Genomic DNA, 14,394 nt, shown 5'->3' with positions numbered 1-14,394 from the left:
TGAAATAAATTACTAGCAAAATCTAGATTTTAATTCTTTAACTCAATAATTATTCTAACTTTTCATCCAATTGTAAAGTGAATTGACAAAATTATCTGATATTCAATAGCTTTATTTAATGGTTATTTGTCAAAGCAATTATGAACTACAAAGTATAAAACTTGCTGTATAAATTATGGGATTTCTAGCCTGATGAACAATTTACTCATCCTCAGTTTCACTCTCTTGAGTTTTGGAATTTAGCCGCCAATAGGTAGTTTTGTCAATATCTACAGACAGATGTTCTAGATTTTGCCCTAAATCTTTTTGGAGTTTCTGAGTTAGTGTGATCGGAAAATCTAAATTAATACCTTGAGTTTGTGCTAGACTTGCCAATTCTGTAAATGTAGCTTTGATTGTAGTCCGCTCATAACTAGTCAGCTTATAATCAGAAGTTTCCGATATATTCTGAGCTTGCATAGCTTTTTTCATGCGTTCTTGTAAATGCTCAAATTCGGAATTCAATAACTTCCATTGCTGCTCAAGTTGCGAGTATCTGGTACTTAGTGATATTAAGTCCTCCGTTGCAGGTTCGGGGCTGGCTTGGGCTTGTAATCCTAACAAATTTAAGTGGATTTGAGCAAGATAAATACAATCTAAGTAAGCATACTCTATCTGTTCTTCAGTTAGGGGACGTTTTCCCCAATCGCTTTTTTGTTCTTGTTTTTCGATATTGTTAAAGCTACAAAGTGCTGTCGCTATGGTTTTGAGTTGGTAATTGGGTAATGGTAAAAGATAGTAGGGAATTTTTTTGGACATTTCCAAAGTGCAGGTAATATTTTTGGCTTTCTTGTTACCGAGAAGCTTTAGATCATAACTGGCATTGTGAAAAACTTTTTCAATAGCAGAATTTATCATAATTTCATCAATAAATTCAGTTATAATTTTAGGCTGATCTAGGACATCTAAAAGGTAGACGCGATCGCCACTCATATCTTGAGGATTATCTAATACCTGAATCAGTGATAGTCGGGGATTGCGACTTTTATAGTCAGCCACTTCTGTATCTATCCACAGCGTTTTAGCGTTGGTATATTCAGCAACAATGGCACGAATTTCGTGCGCGGAAGTAAGGTACGGCATTAGCTAATATTTCCTGATATTTAGGGCATTGTAAGCAAGCCATAGTTATCTAAAGTAACATTTTGTTGGCACAGTATTGCCAAAACGCTGAAGTTTTGAGTTGCAATCGCCAAACTGACTAAAATCTGATAACATCGAGTCACCACTGTGGGATGGCATAATCTACCATTGAAAGAGCTACTGTGCATCTACGTTAAATTCATCGAGAGCTATAGGCTGTAGGCAGAACCATCTTGGTTAGCAGCCATCAGGAAAATTGAATTGGCATTTCTGAAAAATGCCTGCAAAATCTTAGCTTCAAGAAATCGTCCAAATTTCAATTTTCAGTAACCTGAGTGCAAGCTTTGGGTACATTTACTGCTCACATTTAATTGTTTTTTAACATCTGCTCCTCACCATGACACACACCTCAATTAATCGCTTCAAGTACTCAATTAGGAGATAGATAATGAAAAAGCTAATTTTATTGTTAGTTAGTGGCGTTTTGGTAGTTGGTACTTTTGGCTGTCAAGAGGCTCCTAAAACTGGTTCGGAAACTCCTAGCACTACTAATGAAGTCGCTCAAGCACCAGCAACACCAGCTTCGCAGATAAATCAAACTACTGCCAAAATTCCAGGAACAGAAACGACTCCTTTAGCAGCTAGCGCCGATGCTGAAAAAACGGCAGCAAGCAAAGCTAAGGGCGACTTAAAAACCGAAGTTAGCAAAAAGTTGAACAAAGGCTTACCAGGCAATAAGTTACAAGTTGAAAACAAAGAGGGTGAAATCATCCTCAAAGGCACAGCAGCTTCTGTTCAAGAACTACAGAAAGCTGAAACCTTAGCTAAAGAAGTTAAAGGTGTGAAGACAGTGAAAGTGGAAGCAAAAGTTGAAGCTGTGAAAAAGCGATAAAAGAATAACTGAAGTTCTCAGTTACATCAGTATTTCGTTTAATTTAACCACATATGTTGTAGGGGCACAGCAATGCTGTGCCCCTACCGCATGGTCTATTTATCTGAAAATTGCTGTAACATCGGACTAGCTAAATCACCTTACATCTTCATGAAAGATAAACAGGATTTACGTCTGCGTAAGCCCTGTTTGTTTTGCTTAAATAAGAGTGAGGAATTGGCAACTACAACTGGCAGATTGATTTGAGAACTTGCAGCAACTCCATTGAAGACGTAGAGCGAGTTATATCTAGTTTTGGCAATAATTGATAAATCGGAGGATTTCCTTGCTGTAGATATACAAACTGGTAATCCATTCCGTTGGTAGTCACACCCCAAACTGATGTTTGATTTTTTAGGCTTTTGTAGGCATAGGTGAGCAATTGTGGCAATCCTTCCAAAGCATTAAAACTACTATTTTTAGATTCAATCACTAATATCCAAAAAGGCGTAGTTACTATTCTTTCTTGAGTCTTAGTAACAGCTAAAATATCCATCCGTCCTTTGATATTCGTATCTTCATCTTCAACGGAGATGTCAGCAATATTTTCTTCTAAGGTAATCTTAATACTAGAATGATAAAAACCAGCTAATTTCATTAATGGTGCGAGAAATAGAAATTTTATTTGTCCTTCGGAGATTTTACTCTCTGAGTAGTATTCACGGAATATATTACGGATAATCTGTAATTCTTGTTGCTCAAATTCTGTGAGATTTTCTAACGATAGCAATGATGTAAATGAGTCATTTAACTGTTCTGTCAATTTCAGAAGGCTTTGAACATCTTTAAGTCTGAGATTGCTTGCATCTAAAGTAGTAGTCATCAATTTACTCCTTTATAGCCTTTATAAGAATAACTATATAAGATTATAAGTATTATCGCTATTGAAGCAGTGGTAAGTGAATAATGATTATAAGTATTATCGCTATTGAAGCAGTGGTAAGTGAATAATTCGGTTTTGATATTCATCATTAAAAGATGCTTGAGCAATTAGACTTAATTCATCAATAGTCTGACCAATGGTTAATTTTTCATTCAAAATAAAAATACCTGGTATATTACGCCCTTGCGTGATATGTTCAGCTAAATGTCCAGGCATAGATGTACGGTTATTTGTGACTAAAATAAAGTTATATTCCTCACACCAGCATAATATTTCTGGATCTAATGTGCCTCTGGGAGGAGCGCCAGGATCACCAACCACCCACATCATTAAGGTAGGGTTGCGGTGAAAAAATTGTCGATTGTAGACTTTATCAACATTTTCATCAAGAAGATATTTGAGAGTCATGTGCTTTTTTCATTGCTTCTCTTTCAGCTTTCAGTTTTAGTAATTTGATTACAACTGGCGGTGGATTACGTCGCTGTTCTTCTCGCATTCGGTGACTATGTTCTAGCCAATCAGCTATGTAAGCACTGACTGCTTCCTTGTTATGCAGGTAATAGAGAATAGTTGCATATACTTGCTCTAAAGTTACTGATGGATAACTTTGGGAAATTTCCTCTGGAGTTCGAGCGCGATGGATAAAATCATAGAGTATGGTTTCAATTCCTACTCTTGTACCTTTGAGTCGAATATCATCAGGACGCTGAAAGTCGAAGTAATCTTCTAGTTGCATAATTTAGCTGATTATTTATCTAACCCTAAAATCATCTTACATACTTGTAAAATACTCTTGCAATAAATGGTAATGAACTGATGGCGATCGCTTTACCCGCCGCAGGCATCGCCAACTTGTTGAATCAGTTTTCCAGTTAGTTATCTAAAATAAGACTGGAATCAGTTGATCTGGTGTTAAATCTCCTGCTCGTGCTAAATCTAGCAGTATTGTGCTTTTCTCTGAACCACGATTCTCCTTCCCCCCTCTGCGTTCTCTGCGCCTCTGTGGTTCGATAATCCTGAATTCTCCCCCTACCCTCTTGCGAATTTTTAATTAGTTGATACACTTGTTCTTCATTAGCCCAGTGAACCAGCGCCTATGGTGCATATCAAGCGCGTGGAACTTACGAACTTCAAATCCTTCGGTGGCACTACCTCAGTCCCTTTGCTACCGGGGTGTACTGTCATATCTGGGCCAAATGGTTCGGGTAAATCTAATATTCTCGATGCACTGCTATTTTGCCTGGGACTCTCCAGTTCTAAGGGAATGCGAGCCGATCGCTTGCCGGATTTGGTAAATAACACTCAAACGGCTAAGGGACGGGCTTCTATTGAGGCTAGCGTCACGGTGACGTTTGATTTGTCGGATGAAATCTCACACAAAGACGCAAAGGCGCACAGTGAGGAAACAGAGGAAGTAGGGGAAGCAGAGGAAGCAGGGGAAGCAGAGGAAGAAAATCCAAAATCCCTTCGGGTTCGGCAGTCCCCCATCGACGGGAACCGCCAAGACGGGGGCTACCTCACCAAAATCCAAAATCCAAAATCGGGAGAATGGAGTGTTACTAGAAGGCTGCGAGTCACTCACCAAGGGACTTACACATCGAATTACTATATCAATGGTGAAGCTTGCACGTTGACAGAATTGCATGGGCAACTAAGTAATCTGCGGGTTTATCCTGAAGGCTATAACGTGGTGCTGCAAGGGGATGTCACCAGCATTATCTCGATGAATACGCGGGAACGTCGGGAAATTATTGATGAATTGGCGGGGGTGGCGGCGTTCGATCGCAAAATTGTCCAAGCTAAATCAACTTTAGATGAGGTGAAGGAAAAGGAAGATAGCTGTCGGATTATCGAGACGGAATTAACTGCACAGCGCGATCGCCTTTCCCAAGATCGGGCTAAAGCTGAGAAATATCAAAAGCTTCGCACGGAATTTCTAGCGAAGCAATCTTGGGAAGCTGTTTTATCATGGCGATCGCTACAAGCACAACAAGAAAAGTTAGTTAACGAAATTCAAACAGGCGATCGCAATTTTAATGAACTCACTACCCAACTCACAAACCTAAATTCCGAAATCGTTCAAAAAACTGCTGAACTTGAACAACTCAATGCCCATGTGAAAGCATTGGGAGAAGACGAACTTTTAGCGGTACAATCTACACTTGCCACCCAAGAAGCAGAACGGAAACAACTCCAGCGTCAGCTAACGGAATTAGATACAGCTTCTCAAGAAACTGCCAAACGTCTGGCTCAAACTCAACAAGAGATTCAAAAACAGCGTCTTTCCCTAGAAGAAATTGCCGAAACACAAATTGTAGAGACGCGATTTATCGCGTCTCTACAACAGCAAAGGGATGAGGCGCAGCAAGCTTTAGAAAGTTCCCGCGAAGCAGCCGCAGAAATTGCCTCGGCTTCAGAAGCGTGGGTGCAGCAACAAACGGCATTCAACCGTCAAATTGAAGCTTTGCTGCAAACTCTGGAACCACAACGCACCGAACAAGCACAACTCAGGGAACGCAATCACCAGTTACAGCAGTTGATCCAAGAACAAACTCAGTTAATTGAACGCGACGAACCACTATTAGCAGAAAAACAATCTGAGTGTAGTCGAGTTGAAACGGAATTTAACGCCTCTAGCGAACCCATCCAAAATTTAGCCCAAAATCTCTCAGCCACAGAACAAGAACTGCAAATTCAACAAGAAACCCAAAAACGGTTACTTTCTGAACAACGGGAAAAACAACGCCAGTTGGATAAAATAGAGGCGCAAGCGCAAGCACAGCAAGAAGTCCAAGGAACCCAAGCTAGTAAAGTCATTTTACAATCGGCAATGCCTGGACTTTGTGGCTTAGTTGTGCAGTTGGCAAGGGTGGAACCCCGCCATCAGCTAGCTTTAGAAATGGCTGCCGGTGGACGCTTGGGACATATTGTGGTAGAAGATGACGGGATCGCCGCAGCCGGGATTGAACTGCTCAAACAGAAACGTGCAGGAAGGGCAACTTTCTTACCACTGAATAAAATTCACGCTCCCAAATTTACTCAAGATGCAACGCTGCGTTTTGCCAACGGTTTCATCAACTATGCTGTTAACTTAGTCGATTGCGATCGCCGCTACAAAGATGTATTTAGCTATGTTTTTGGTAACACGGTGGTATTTGCCAACCTTGAGGCGGCGCGGAAAAATTTAGGACTGTATCGCATCGTCACCTTAGACGGGGAACTGTTGGAAACTAGCGGTGCAATGACTGGTGGTAGTAATACTCAGCGTTCGGCGTTGCGGTTTGGTAATGCGGAAGCGGCGGAATCTGATGAAGCGATCGCTTTCAGAAGTCGCTTGGTGGATATTGAGCGGGTTTTAGAGCGTTGTACTGAAGCGATCGCAACTTTGTCAACCAGAACCAAAAAACTCACCCAGGAACTCACAGAAGCGCGTCAGGCGCGGCGCGAACAGCAGCTGCAAAGGGAACAGTTGCAGAAAGATATTAAGAGTTTAACAACGCAATTAGAGGGGACGCGATCGCAGCTTTCACAAAACAACGAAAAGTTAGCCACGGCTCAATCTCGATTGGAAATTTTAGAGCGGGAATTACCGGGACAAGAAACTCAGTTGCAACAATTGCGACACGCTTTAGCGGAGTTAGAAGCATCTCAAACTCCCAGCGAATGGCAACAAATCCAGGCGACAATTAAAATTCAAGAGCAACAATTGCAACAACGTGAGGCGGCATTACGGGAAGCTGAACAAAGATTAAAAAATTTAGAAAATCAGCAACAACGTTTGCAAGAAAAAATCCAAGAAGGTGAAACGCGAATTACAGAATACGAAACCCAACAAATCTCTTGTAGAGACGCGATTCATCGCGTCTCCACACAAATCACAACGATAGACGATCAAATCACCCAAACCCGCGCCAACCTCAGTCTTCTGGAACAAAATTTAGGAGAAGAGAAACAAAAACGCGACGCTACAGAACTGGAAGTGCGATCGCATCTTTTGCGCCAACAACAATTGCAATGGGAAATCCAAAAACTCCAAGAAACCCAACAGAAACGCCGTGAGGAACTAGCTGCATTGCAAAGTCAGTTGCGGGATGTGAGAGCAGAATTACCAAATCCGTTGCCGGAAGTTCCAGATCAGGTAGACTTGGAAGAATTGCAGAAAGAATTGCGATCGCTAACCAAACGCTTACAGGCAATGGAACCTGTGAATATGCTGGCGTTGGAAGAATACGAACGCACTCAAAACCGCCTCCAGGAACTCACGCAAAAATTGCAAACCTTAGAAGGGGAACGCACCGAATTACTTTTGCGGATTGAGAATTTTACCACATTGCGGCAACTTGCCTTTAAAGAAGCTTTCGATGCTGTCAACGAAAACTTTCAATCGATTTTTGCCATTCTTTCCGACGGCGACGGCTATTTACAACTCGAAAATCCCGAAGATCCCTTTAGCAGTGGACTGAATTTAGTCGCGCACCCCAAAGGCAAACCCGTACAGCGCCTAGCTTCCATGTCTGGGGGAGAAAAATCACTCACAGCCTTGAGCTTTATCTTTGCCCTCCAACGCTATCGCCCATCGCCATTTTACGCCTTTGACGAAGTAGATATGTTTTTGGATGGAGCAAACGTAGAACGATTAGCTAGAATGATTAAACAACAGTCACAACAAGCGCAATTTATAGTTGTGAGTTTGCGTCGTCCGATGATAGAATCAGCCGAACGCACAATTGGCGTTACTCAAGCACGAGGAGCTTACACTCAAGTTTTGGGGATTAAGTTACAATCATCCAATACATCTGCTTGAGTTTTTGTTAATAATAGTGTATAGATAAACCACGTCATGTGCGACTTTCTCCCAAACCTAACCCCCAAGACTTTCCCTAAAAGGATTGGGGAGCAAAAATCAAAGCCTCTCTCCCTGTGGGGGAGAGGTTTGGAGAGGGGTGACAAGAATAAGTCGCACATCGCGTTAAACCGGATTCGAGATCAGGACTCGGTATAGAATGACCTCTGAACAGATAATTAGGCGTTCCGACATATTAAATACCCAGGTGATTACCCGCGACAACGGCAAGCGGCTAGGCATCATCAGTCAAATCTGGGTTGATATTGATCAACGAGAGGTTGTGGCTCTTGGTTTGCGAGACAGCCTGATCTCTATTTCGGGCATACCGCGCTATATGTACCTCAACAACGTCAACCAGATTGGTGATGTCATCCTGGTTGATAACGAAGATGTAATTGAAGATATCGAAGTTGAATCTCTCAGTAATCTGATTAGCTGGGAAGTAATTACAGAAACAGGTGAAGTATTAGGCAAAGTTCGGGGCTTCAAGTTCAACGCCGAAACCGGGAAGCTTAACTCCATAGTCATTGCTTCTTTAGGATTGCCCCAAATTCCCGATCAATTTCTGAGTACTTACGAGTTCTCAGTGGATGAAATTGTCAGCACAGGCCCCAATCGGTTGATTGTGTTTGAGGGAGCCGAAGAACGAGTGAACCAGTTGACAGTTGGTTTACTAGAGCGCCTGGGTATCGGCAAAGCGCCGTGGGAGCGGGATGTAGAAGAAGAATACGGCTATACTCCACCACGTCAAGTTGCACCAGGCAATCAACTGCCTAGTGGAGTGCCATTGCAGCCACCCAGGCAAAAAGTTCGCGCCCCCGAACCCGTAGCGCGGGAAGAAGAATGGAATGAAGACTATGTGGAAGAAGAAAGGCCACAGCGTCAGGTAATGAAGGCGCAGCAGTATGAATCTATTCAATACGAAGAAGACGAGGAAGAAGATAACTGGAGCGAGGCAACGGGTAACGACAGGTATCAACAACCGCAGCAACCGCTAAAGTATGAAGCCCAGCCCTATAGTAAGCCATACGCTGATGATTACGATGATTATGACGACGTAGACGGCGATGCTTGGGAAGATGCACCGAAGCCGGTGAATATTCCCAAGAAAGTCAAGGAAAGACAGCCAGAATACGAAGAAGAAGGCGGATATTAACTAATTCGTAATTCGTAATTCGTAATTTAATCCGAACATTACGAGGTATTTTAAGATTAATTCAGCCCTCTCCTGACTTACAAGGAGGGGGCTAATTTTTTAGAACGCAGTAGAGTGTGTTAGCGACAGCATAACGCACTGTCTAAACTAGAGGGTAATTTGAGTAAAATTATCTTGTTGCTTGATATGTAGTGAGCTTTCTGCTATGAGCGAAATAGTGGAAGGGTGAGCGAGTGGAGAATGCGCTATTGGCTCAGGGGTAGATATTCAATTCGATCCTGGTATTCATCCTCAAACGAAGCTTGCACAATGATGATTAATTCTTCAACAGTTTGTCCAATGCTTTGGTTTGCATCGATGGTGAATATTCCAGGAATATGGCGACCTGAAGCTAAATGGTCAGTCAAATGTCCGGGCATGGACTTACGGTTGTTCGTCACCAAAATAAATCCATTGGTTTCACACCAAATCAAAATCTCTGGATCTGGAGTACCCTTGGGTGGCACATCTAAATCCCCAATTATTCGCACGACCAATTCAGGGGTGCGCCGCACAAGTTGGGAACGATATGTAGGACTCAGATGTTCATCCAACAGATACCGGATTACCATTAGCTTTCCTGTAACTGCTTTGGAGCGTTTTGTTCCTGCATCCGCCAAAACCTCATCCTGGCAGGAGACGGATTTCGCTGTTGCTCTTCGCGCATGGTTCGGGAAAATTCCAACCAATCTACCAGATACGCATCAACCTCTGAACGATGATGCAAGTAATACAAAATCGTGGCGTAAACCTGTTCCAACGTCACCGTATGAAATTGTTCGGCAATTTCTTCTGGTGTTTTGCAGCGATAGATGTACTCGTAAAGAATGCTCTCAATCCCAATCCGGGTTCCTTTGAGTCGGATGTCATCGGGTGCAAGCACGTTGAAATACTCTTCCAGTTTCATAAAGCAAGACCCCTCGAATGAACATTCCACTTCAATCATAGAAGAACACCGGGAAACTCTACGATGAACGCTAAAACAGTTTGTAACTAATTAGTCAACTGTTCAGAAACTCCCCAAAAGCTGATAGCGTCAAAGAAAGGAGAATATCGTTGTGGACGTTACAGCTTGAAAACGCGCTCTAATTACTGGCAACTGCTGCCTTATATCCGACTCCAGTGGAAAACGATCACCAAGGGACTTGTTGGTATCTTGGGATACGTACTGGCGACATTAGTGTTGATCAATCTCGCCGGCAAATTGGCAATTCCCTTTGCACAAGGTAATGTAGTAGCGATCGCTCAAATAACTGGCAGCTGTGCCTTAGTCTTTCTTGTTAGAGGCTTGTTTCAGTCTATACAAGATATGTATATGGCGAAAGCTGCTTTGAGAGTTGCTTTTCATCTCCGCCAGCAAGTCTACGCCCATCTTCAAAAGCTAAATCTCAGCTATTTTGAAACGGCAAAAGCAGGTGATTTATCTTACCGCCTCACGGAAGATGTTGACCGCGTTGGCGAAGTGGTAAATAAAGTATTTCACGACTTTATCCCCTGCATTTTGCAGTTGCTAGCAATTCCGATTTACATGATTTACCTGAATTGGCAACTGACACTAGCAACAGTGATAGTTGCGCCACTGATGGGTATTTTAGTTGGTTGGTTTGGTGAACGGTTACGCAAGTATTCTTTAAAAAGTCAAAATCGCGTGTCGGGTTTATCAGCCATCCTCTCAGAAGTTTTCAACGGTATTCGTTTGGTACAGGCTTTTGCTGCCGAAAATTACGAAATCGCCCGCTTTGGCCATGAAGCAGAACGCAGTCTCAAAGCAAAATACTCAGCCGAACGCCTGAAAGCGATTCAGATTCCGATCATCGGATTTCTGGAAGCCTTAAGTGGGTTATCGTTACTGATTGTGGGAACGTGGCAAATTTCCCAAGGTAACTTGACAGTGGCGAATTTTTTCAGCTATCTGGCGGCGGCGGCGCTGTTAATTGATCCCATTGGTCATACTACTAACAACTACAACGAATTTAAGCAGGGTGAAGCATCTGTTGACCGCGTTTTTGAATTGATGGCAATTCAGCCGACGGTAATCGAAAAAACAAATGCGATCGCTCTCCCCCCAGTCAAGGGCAAAGTAGAATATCGTCATATTTCCTTCGCCTATAAACCAGGTGAACCTGTATTAAAAGATATCAGTTTATTAGTATCGCCAGGTGAAGCGATCGCTCTTGTCGGTGCTTCTGGTGCTGGTAAAACTACATTTGTGAATCTCCTCCCGCGTTTTTACGATCCCGAAGTTGGGCAAATCTTCATTGACGGTGTTGATATTCGAGATGTCAAGCTGCATAGTCTGCGGCGACAAATTGGGATTGTTCCTCAAGAAACCATCATGTTTTCGGGGACAATTGCTCAAAATATCGCTTTTGGACAAGATGTTTTTGACATAAAAGCAGTTAAAGAGGCGGCAAAAATTGCTAATGCCCATCAATTTATTAGCCAACTACCAGAGGGTTATCATACCTGGGTGGGTGAACGTGGGGTAAACTTATCTGGTGGACAAAGACAAAGAATTGCGATCGCTCGTGCTGTTCTGCTCAATCCCCAAATCTTGATTCTGGATGAGGCGACATCAGCTTTAGATTCAGAGTCAGAAGCACTGGTACAGGAAGCGCTGGAAAGATTGATGGAAAAACGGACAGTATTTATTATTGCTCACCGTTTATCGACAGTTAGGCGGTGCGATCGTATTTTAGTTATCGAACAGGGACAAATTGTCGAATCGGGAACCCATGAAGAATTATTAGCCCTGGAGCGTCGCTATGCGCGGTCTTATGCCCAGCAATTTAGTTAGAGGTAGGGGAAGTTTGAGGTTTTGAGACAACCGAATTAGTTTTTGAGTTCACAAAATCGGTTTTTGAGCTAGAAGAATGAGTATCTATGTATTCAATACCCAATACTGTCGTACCAAATGCTTCCATCTTCCATAATGGTATTACTAAAAATAGCCTTACGAATGTTATAAAAGCCTTCGACCGAACGCAAATCGGCATTGGTGAAGTTAGCACCATCGAAAAAGGAGTAGTTCACGAAAGCATCCCTGAGAATAGCATGGCTGAAATTAGCGCCATCAAAAATACATTGGTACATTTCGGCTCTGCTCAGGTTGGCGTTGACAAAGGAAGTATCGTTGAAGTTGGCTCCACCACCTCTAGCCTCGCTCAAATTAGCGCCGTTAAGGATGGCTTCATTCAACTGCATTCCTTCCATGTAGGCTCCCCTGAGATTAGCCCCAGTGAGATTGGTATTGTCCAGGTGAGCAGCTTCCAAAAAGGCTCCTTCCAAGTTGATCCCGCTCAGGTCAGCCCCACTCAGATCAACCGCTCTCATGAATAAACCAGTTCTGCTGCAATTAACACTCCAAGCGAAGTTTCTTTCTCCCGCTTCATACCTATCCAACATTTCTTCAATATCCATAACTCAAATTCCGTATTAACTAATATGTATAAATATATTAGCCACCTGCCACAGGGTTATCAGACTTGGGTGGGTGAACGTGGGGTAAACTTATCTGGTGGACAAAGACAAAGAATTGCGTAGGCGTAGCCCGCCGCAGGCATCGCTCGTGCTGTTCTGCTCAATCCCCAAATCTTGATTCTGGATGAGGCGACATCAGCTTTAGATTCAGAGTCAGAAGCACTGGTACAGGAAGCGCTGGAAAGATTGATGGAAAAACGGACAGTATTTATTATTGCTCACCGTTTATCGACAGTTAGGCGGTGCGATCGTATTTTAGTTATCGAACAGGGACAAATTGTCGAATCGGGAACCCATGAAGAATTATTAGCCTTAGAGCGTCGCTATGCGCGGTCTTATGCTCAACAGTTTAGTTAAATGTGGCCACTCTGGCAGAGTAAGATAATTCCGGGTTAGACCATAGCAATTAATCTTATATGTAGTGGGTGAGAAGTGAAAGGAAAAAATAATCCCAAGAAATCTCAGCTGTTAAAACAGCCATTTGCTTTAGCAATCGGTGCGGCAGTAGTAGCTGCAATTTGCGGAGCAGTTTACTCCTCGGTTGTAAGTTTAACTCCCTTAAAAAATGATCATGATGTTGCTTTGCATCTGCCTGGTAGTTCCGAAAGTGTAACAGGTTCGATTCCTGCAACTCTAGATCATCCTGTGAATATTTTGATTCTCGGTATCGACAATTCTGGACATCCCCACGAGAAAAATTTTACTCCTGCCGAGGCATTAGCAGGCAATAGCGATACTATCCTACTGGCCCAAATCATGCCAGATTCTCATTCGATTAATATACTATCTATTCCCAGAGATACTCTCGTTCGATTTTATGGAGTTGGTGTAGATAAAATTAATGATGCAAACGTGCGTGGTGGAACAAAACAAGCAGCCCAAAGTGTAAGTCAGCTATTAGATGGTGTATCAATTGATCGTTATGTGCGCCTGGATACAGAAGGTTTTATTCATTTGGTGGATGCCTTGGGAGGAGTTGAAGTTAATATTCCCAAAAAAATGGATTATGTAGATCATTCACAAAACCTCAGCATTCACTTTTTAGCGGGTGTACAAAAGTTGAGTGGGCAGCATCTAGAAGAATACATCCGTTTTCGTCATGATGCTTTAGGTGATATTGGTCGAGTGCAGCGACAACAACAAGTTATTAAAGACATCTTACTTACACTGCTTCAGCCACAAAGTATTACTAAATTACCTCAAATTTTAAAAGTAGCTCAAGATAATATAGATACTGATTTATCTATTAATGAAATGTTAGCCATAGCTCAAACTCTAGCTCAAAGCAATCACCATAATTTTATTCTCCTGCCAGGGCGTTTTAGTGAAAAAACTGAATACAATGTTAGCTACTGGATTTCTGACCATAAAGCTACTAGCAAAATTCTCCAACGTTATTTTGATTTTAATAATGTAGAAGTAAAAGAAGAGGACAAAAATTTAGTAGTGCCGCAAAGTATGAAAATTTTCATCCAAAACGCAACCACACAACACGAAGCTGTAGGAAAAGTCACCTCTTTACTCGAAAAACACGGTTTTAGGAATATTTTTCTTTCTAGTCATGAAATTGATACTAATACAGACTCTGCTCAAAAAACCAGAATTATTGCTCAACATGGAAATCCTGAAGCAGCGAGTGCAGTTCAACAAGCTCTTGGTGTTGGGGATGTAGAAGTTGCTTCTTTAGGAGATATTGCATCTGATGTCACTGTTGTCATTGGCACAGACTTGACTAGTTCCATTTCTAAGAAATAATTCTACTTCTATAAGAATCCGATTTGATTACTGAACTTACTTGCGTAGGGAGGGAACAGGGAACAGGGAACAGGGAACGGGGAACAGGGAACAGGGAACGGGGAACAGGGAACAGGGAACAGGGAACAGGAAAGAAGGGAATAGATGTGTACTGAGTTATTTCAAAAATCAAATACGAGTCC

12 protein-coding genes and 1 pseudogene are annotated in these 14,394 nt (G+C 42.3%); 6 read left to right on the top strand and 7 right to left on the bottom strand.

Features of this window, described 5'->3' with window-relative positions:
- Positions 1–201 precede the first annotated feature (201 nt).
- Positions 202–1,122, bottom strand: a complete 921-nt coding sequence (locus HWQ41_RS05110; RefSeq protein ID WP_292760411.1) for a ribonuclease D — start codon at positions 1,120–1,122, stop codon at positions 202–204.
- Positions 1,123–1,570: 448 nt separating this feature from the next.
- Here HWQ41_RS05110 and HWQ41_RS05105 point away from each other — a divergent pair, with 448 nt between their 5' ends.
- Positions 1,571–2,014, top strand: coding sequence for a BON domain-containing protein (locus HWQ41_RS05105; RefSeq protein ID WP_292760410.1), 444 nt, complete (start codon positions 1,571–1,573; stop codon positions 2,012–2,014).
- Positions 2,015–2,237: 223 nt separating this feature from the next.
- On the opposite strand, the gene HWQ41_RS05100 is transcribed toward HWQ41_RS05105, so the two are convergent.
- From HWQ41_RS05100 to HWQ41_RS05090, 3 genes are all read right to left on the bottom strand, one after another.
- A complete protein-coding gene (locus HWQ41_RS05100) occupies positions 2,238–2,876 on the bottom strand; it encodes a restriction endonuclease subunit R (protein WP_292760409.1) in 639 nt (212 codons plus the stop codon).
- A gap of 102 nt (positions 2,877–2,978) precedes the next feature.
- Positions 2,979–3,344 carry a DUF5615 family PIN-like protein gene (locus HWQ41_RS05095; protein WP_292760408.1) on the bottom strand — a complete coding sequence of 122 codons (366 nt, stop codon included), beginning with the start codon at positions 3,342–3,344 and terminating at the stop codon, positions 2,979–2,981.
- Positions 3,322–3,672, bottom strand: a complete 351-nt coding sequence (locus HWQ41_RS05090; RefSeq protein WP_292760406.1) for a DUF433 domain-containing protein — start codon at positions 3,670–3,672, stop codon at positions 3,322–3,324. The genes HWQ41_RS05095 and HWQ41_RS05090 overlap by 23 nt, the downstream gene beginning before the upstream one ends.
- Before the next feature lie 360 nt (positions 3,673–4,032).
- Here HWQ41_RS05090 and smc point away from each other — a divergent pair, with 360 nt between their 5' ends.
- Both smc and HWQ41_RS05080 read left to right on the top strand, forming a co-directional pair.
- On the top strand, positions 4,033–7,740 hold the full coding sequence (smc, locus tag HWQ41_RS05085; protein WP_292760404.1) for a chromosome segregation protein SMC: 3,708 nt from the start codon (positions 4,033–4,035) through the stop codon (positions 7,738–7,740).
- A 199-nt stretch (positions 7,741–7,939) separates the two neighbouring features.
- Positions 7,940–8,938: a PRC-barrel domain-containing protein gene (locus HWQ41_RS05080; RefSeq protein WP_292760403.1), complete on the top strand. Its 999-nt coding sequence runs from the start codon at positions 7,940–7,942 to the stop codon at positions 8,936–8,938.
- 245 nt (positions 8,939–9,183) lie between these two features.
- On the opposite strand, the gene HWQ41_RS05075 is transcribed toward HWQ41_RS05080, so the two are convergent.
- Complete coding sequence (locus HWQ41_RS05075) at positions 9,184–9,549, bottom strand: DUF5615 family PIN-like protein (protein WP_292760402.1); 366 nt, start codon at positions 9,547–9,549, stop codon at positions 9,184–9,186.
- Positions 9,549–9,884 (bottom strand): DUF433 domain-containing protein, encoded by a 336-nt coding sequence (locus HWQ41_RS05070; protein ID WP_292760400.1) that lies wholly within the window; start codon positions 9,882–9,884, stop codon positions 9,549–9,551. Before HWQ41_RS05070 ends, HWQ41_RS05075 begins: the two co-directional genes overlap by 1 nt.
- A gap of 165 nt (positions 9,885–10,049) precedes the next feature.
- Between HWQ41_RS05070 and HWQ41_RS05065 the strand changes: the two genes are divergently transcribed.
- Positions 10,050–11,774 carry an ABC transporter ATP-binding protein gene (locus HWQ41_RS05065; RefSeq protein WP_292760398.1) on the top strand — a complete coding sequence of 575 codons (1,725 nt, stop codon included), beginning with the start codon at positions 10,050–10,052 and terminating at the stop codon, positions 11,772–11,774.
- A 92-nt stretch (positions 11,775–11,866) separates the two neighbouring features.
- Here the strand turns inward: HWQ41_RS05065 and HWQ41_RS05060 are convergent, their stop codons facing one another.
- Positions 11,867–12,397 (bottom strand): pentapeptide repeat-containing protein, encoded by a 531-nt coding sequence (locus HWQ41_RS05060; protein ID WP_292760397.1) that lies wholly within the window; start codon positions 12,395–12,397, stop codon positions 11,867–11,869.
- Positions 12,398–12,412: 15 nt separating this feature from the next.
- On the opposite strand from HWQ41_RS05060, the pseudogene HWQ41_RS05055 reads away from it, so the two are divergent.
- A pseudogene (locus HWQ41_RS05055) lies at positions 12,413–12,814 on the top strand (ATP-binding cassette domain-containing protein); the annotation flags it as partial.
- A gap of 75 nt (positions 12,815–12,889) precedes the next feature.
- Positions 12,890–14,212, top strand: coding sequence for an LCP family protein (locus HWQ41_RS05050; protein WP_292760396.1), 1,323 nt, complete (start codon positions 12,890–12,892; stop codon positions 14,210–14,212).
- Positions 14,213–14,394: the final 182 nt, after the last annotated feature.

The organism is Nostoc sp. NOS(2021), from assembly GCF_017115025.1.
In the GTDB taxonomy this organism is placed as follows: domain Bacteria; phylum Cyanobacteriota; class Cyanobacteriia; order Cyanobacteriales; family Nostocaceae; genus Nostoc.
The sequence above is the reverse complement of the archived record's forward strand: the minus strand, read 5'-3'. Positions and strand labels throughout refer to the sequence as shown.

Bases quoted from the DNA above. Each gene is read 5' to 3' on its own strand.
- HWQ41_RS05110 (WP_292760411.1), bottom strand. From the start codon at position 1,122: ATGCCGTACCTTACTTCCGCGCACGAAATTCGTGCCATTGTTGCTGAA.
- HWQ41_RS05105 (WP_292760410.1), top strand. From the start codon at position 1,571: ATGAAAAAGCTAATTTTATTGTTAGTTAGTGGCGTTTTGGTAGTTGGT.
- HWQ41_RS05100 (WP_292760409.1), bottom strand. From the start codon at position 2,876: ATGACTACTACTTTAGATGCAAGCAATCTCAGACTTAAAGATGTTCAA.
- HWQ41_RS05095 (WP_292760408.1), bottom strand. From the start codon at position 3,344: ATGACTCTCAAATATCTTCTTGATGAAAATGTTGATAAAGTCTACAAT.
- HWQ41_RS05090 (WP_292760406.1), bottom strand. From the start codon at position 3,672: ATGCAACTAGAAGATTACTTCGACTTTCAGCGTCCTGATGATATTCGA.
- smc (WP_292760404.1), top strand. From the start codon at position 4,033: ATGGTGCATATCAAGCGCGTGGAACTTACGAACTTCAAATCCTTCGGT.
- HWQ41_RS05080 (WP_292760403.1), top strand. From the start codon at position 7,940: ATGACCTCTGAACAGATAATTAGGCGTTCCGACATATTAAATACCCAG.
- HWQ41_RS05075 (WP_292760402.1), bottom strand. From the start codon at position 9,549: ATGGTAATCCGGTATCTGTTGGATGAACATCTGAGTCCTACATATCGT.
- HWQ41_RS05070 (WP_292760400.1), bottom strand. From the start codon at position 9,884: ATGAAACTGGAAGAGTATTTCAACGTGCTTGCACCCGATGACATCCGA.
- HWQ41_RS05060 (WP_292760397.1), bottom strand. From the start codon at position 12,397: ATGGATATTGAAGAAATGTTGGATAGGTATGAAGCGGGAGAAAGAAAC.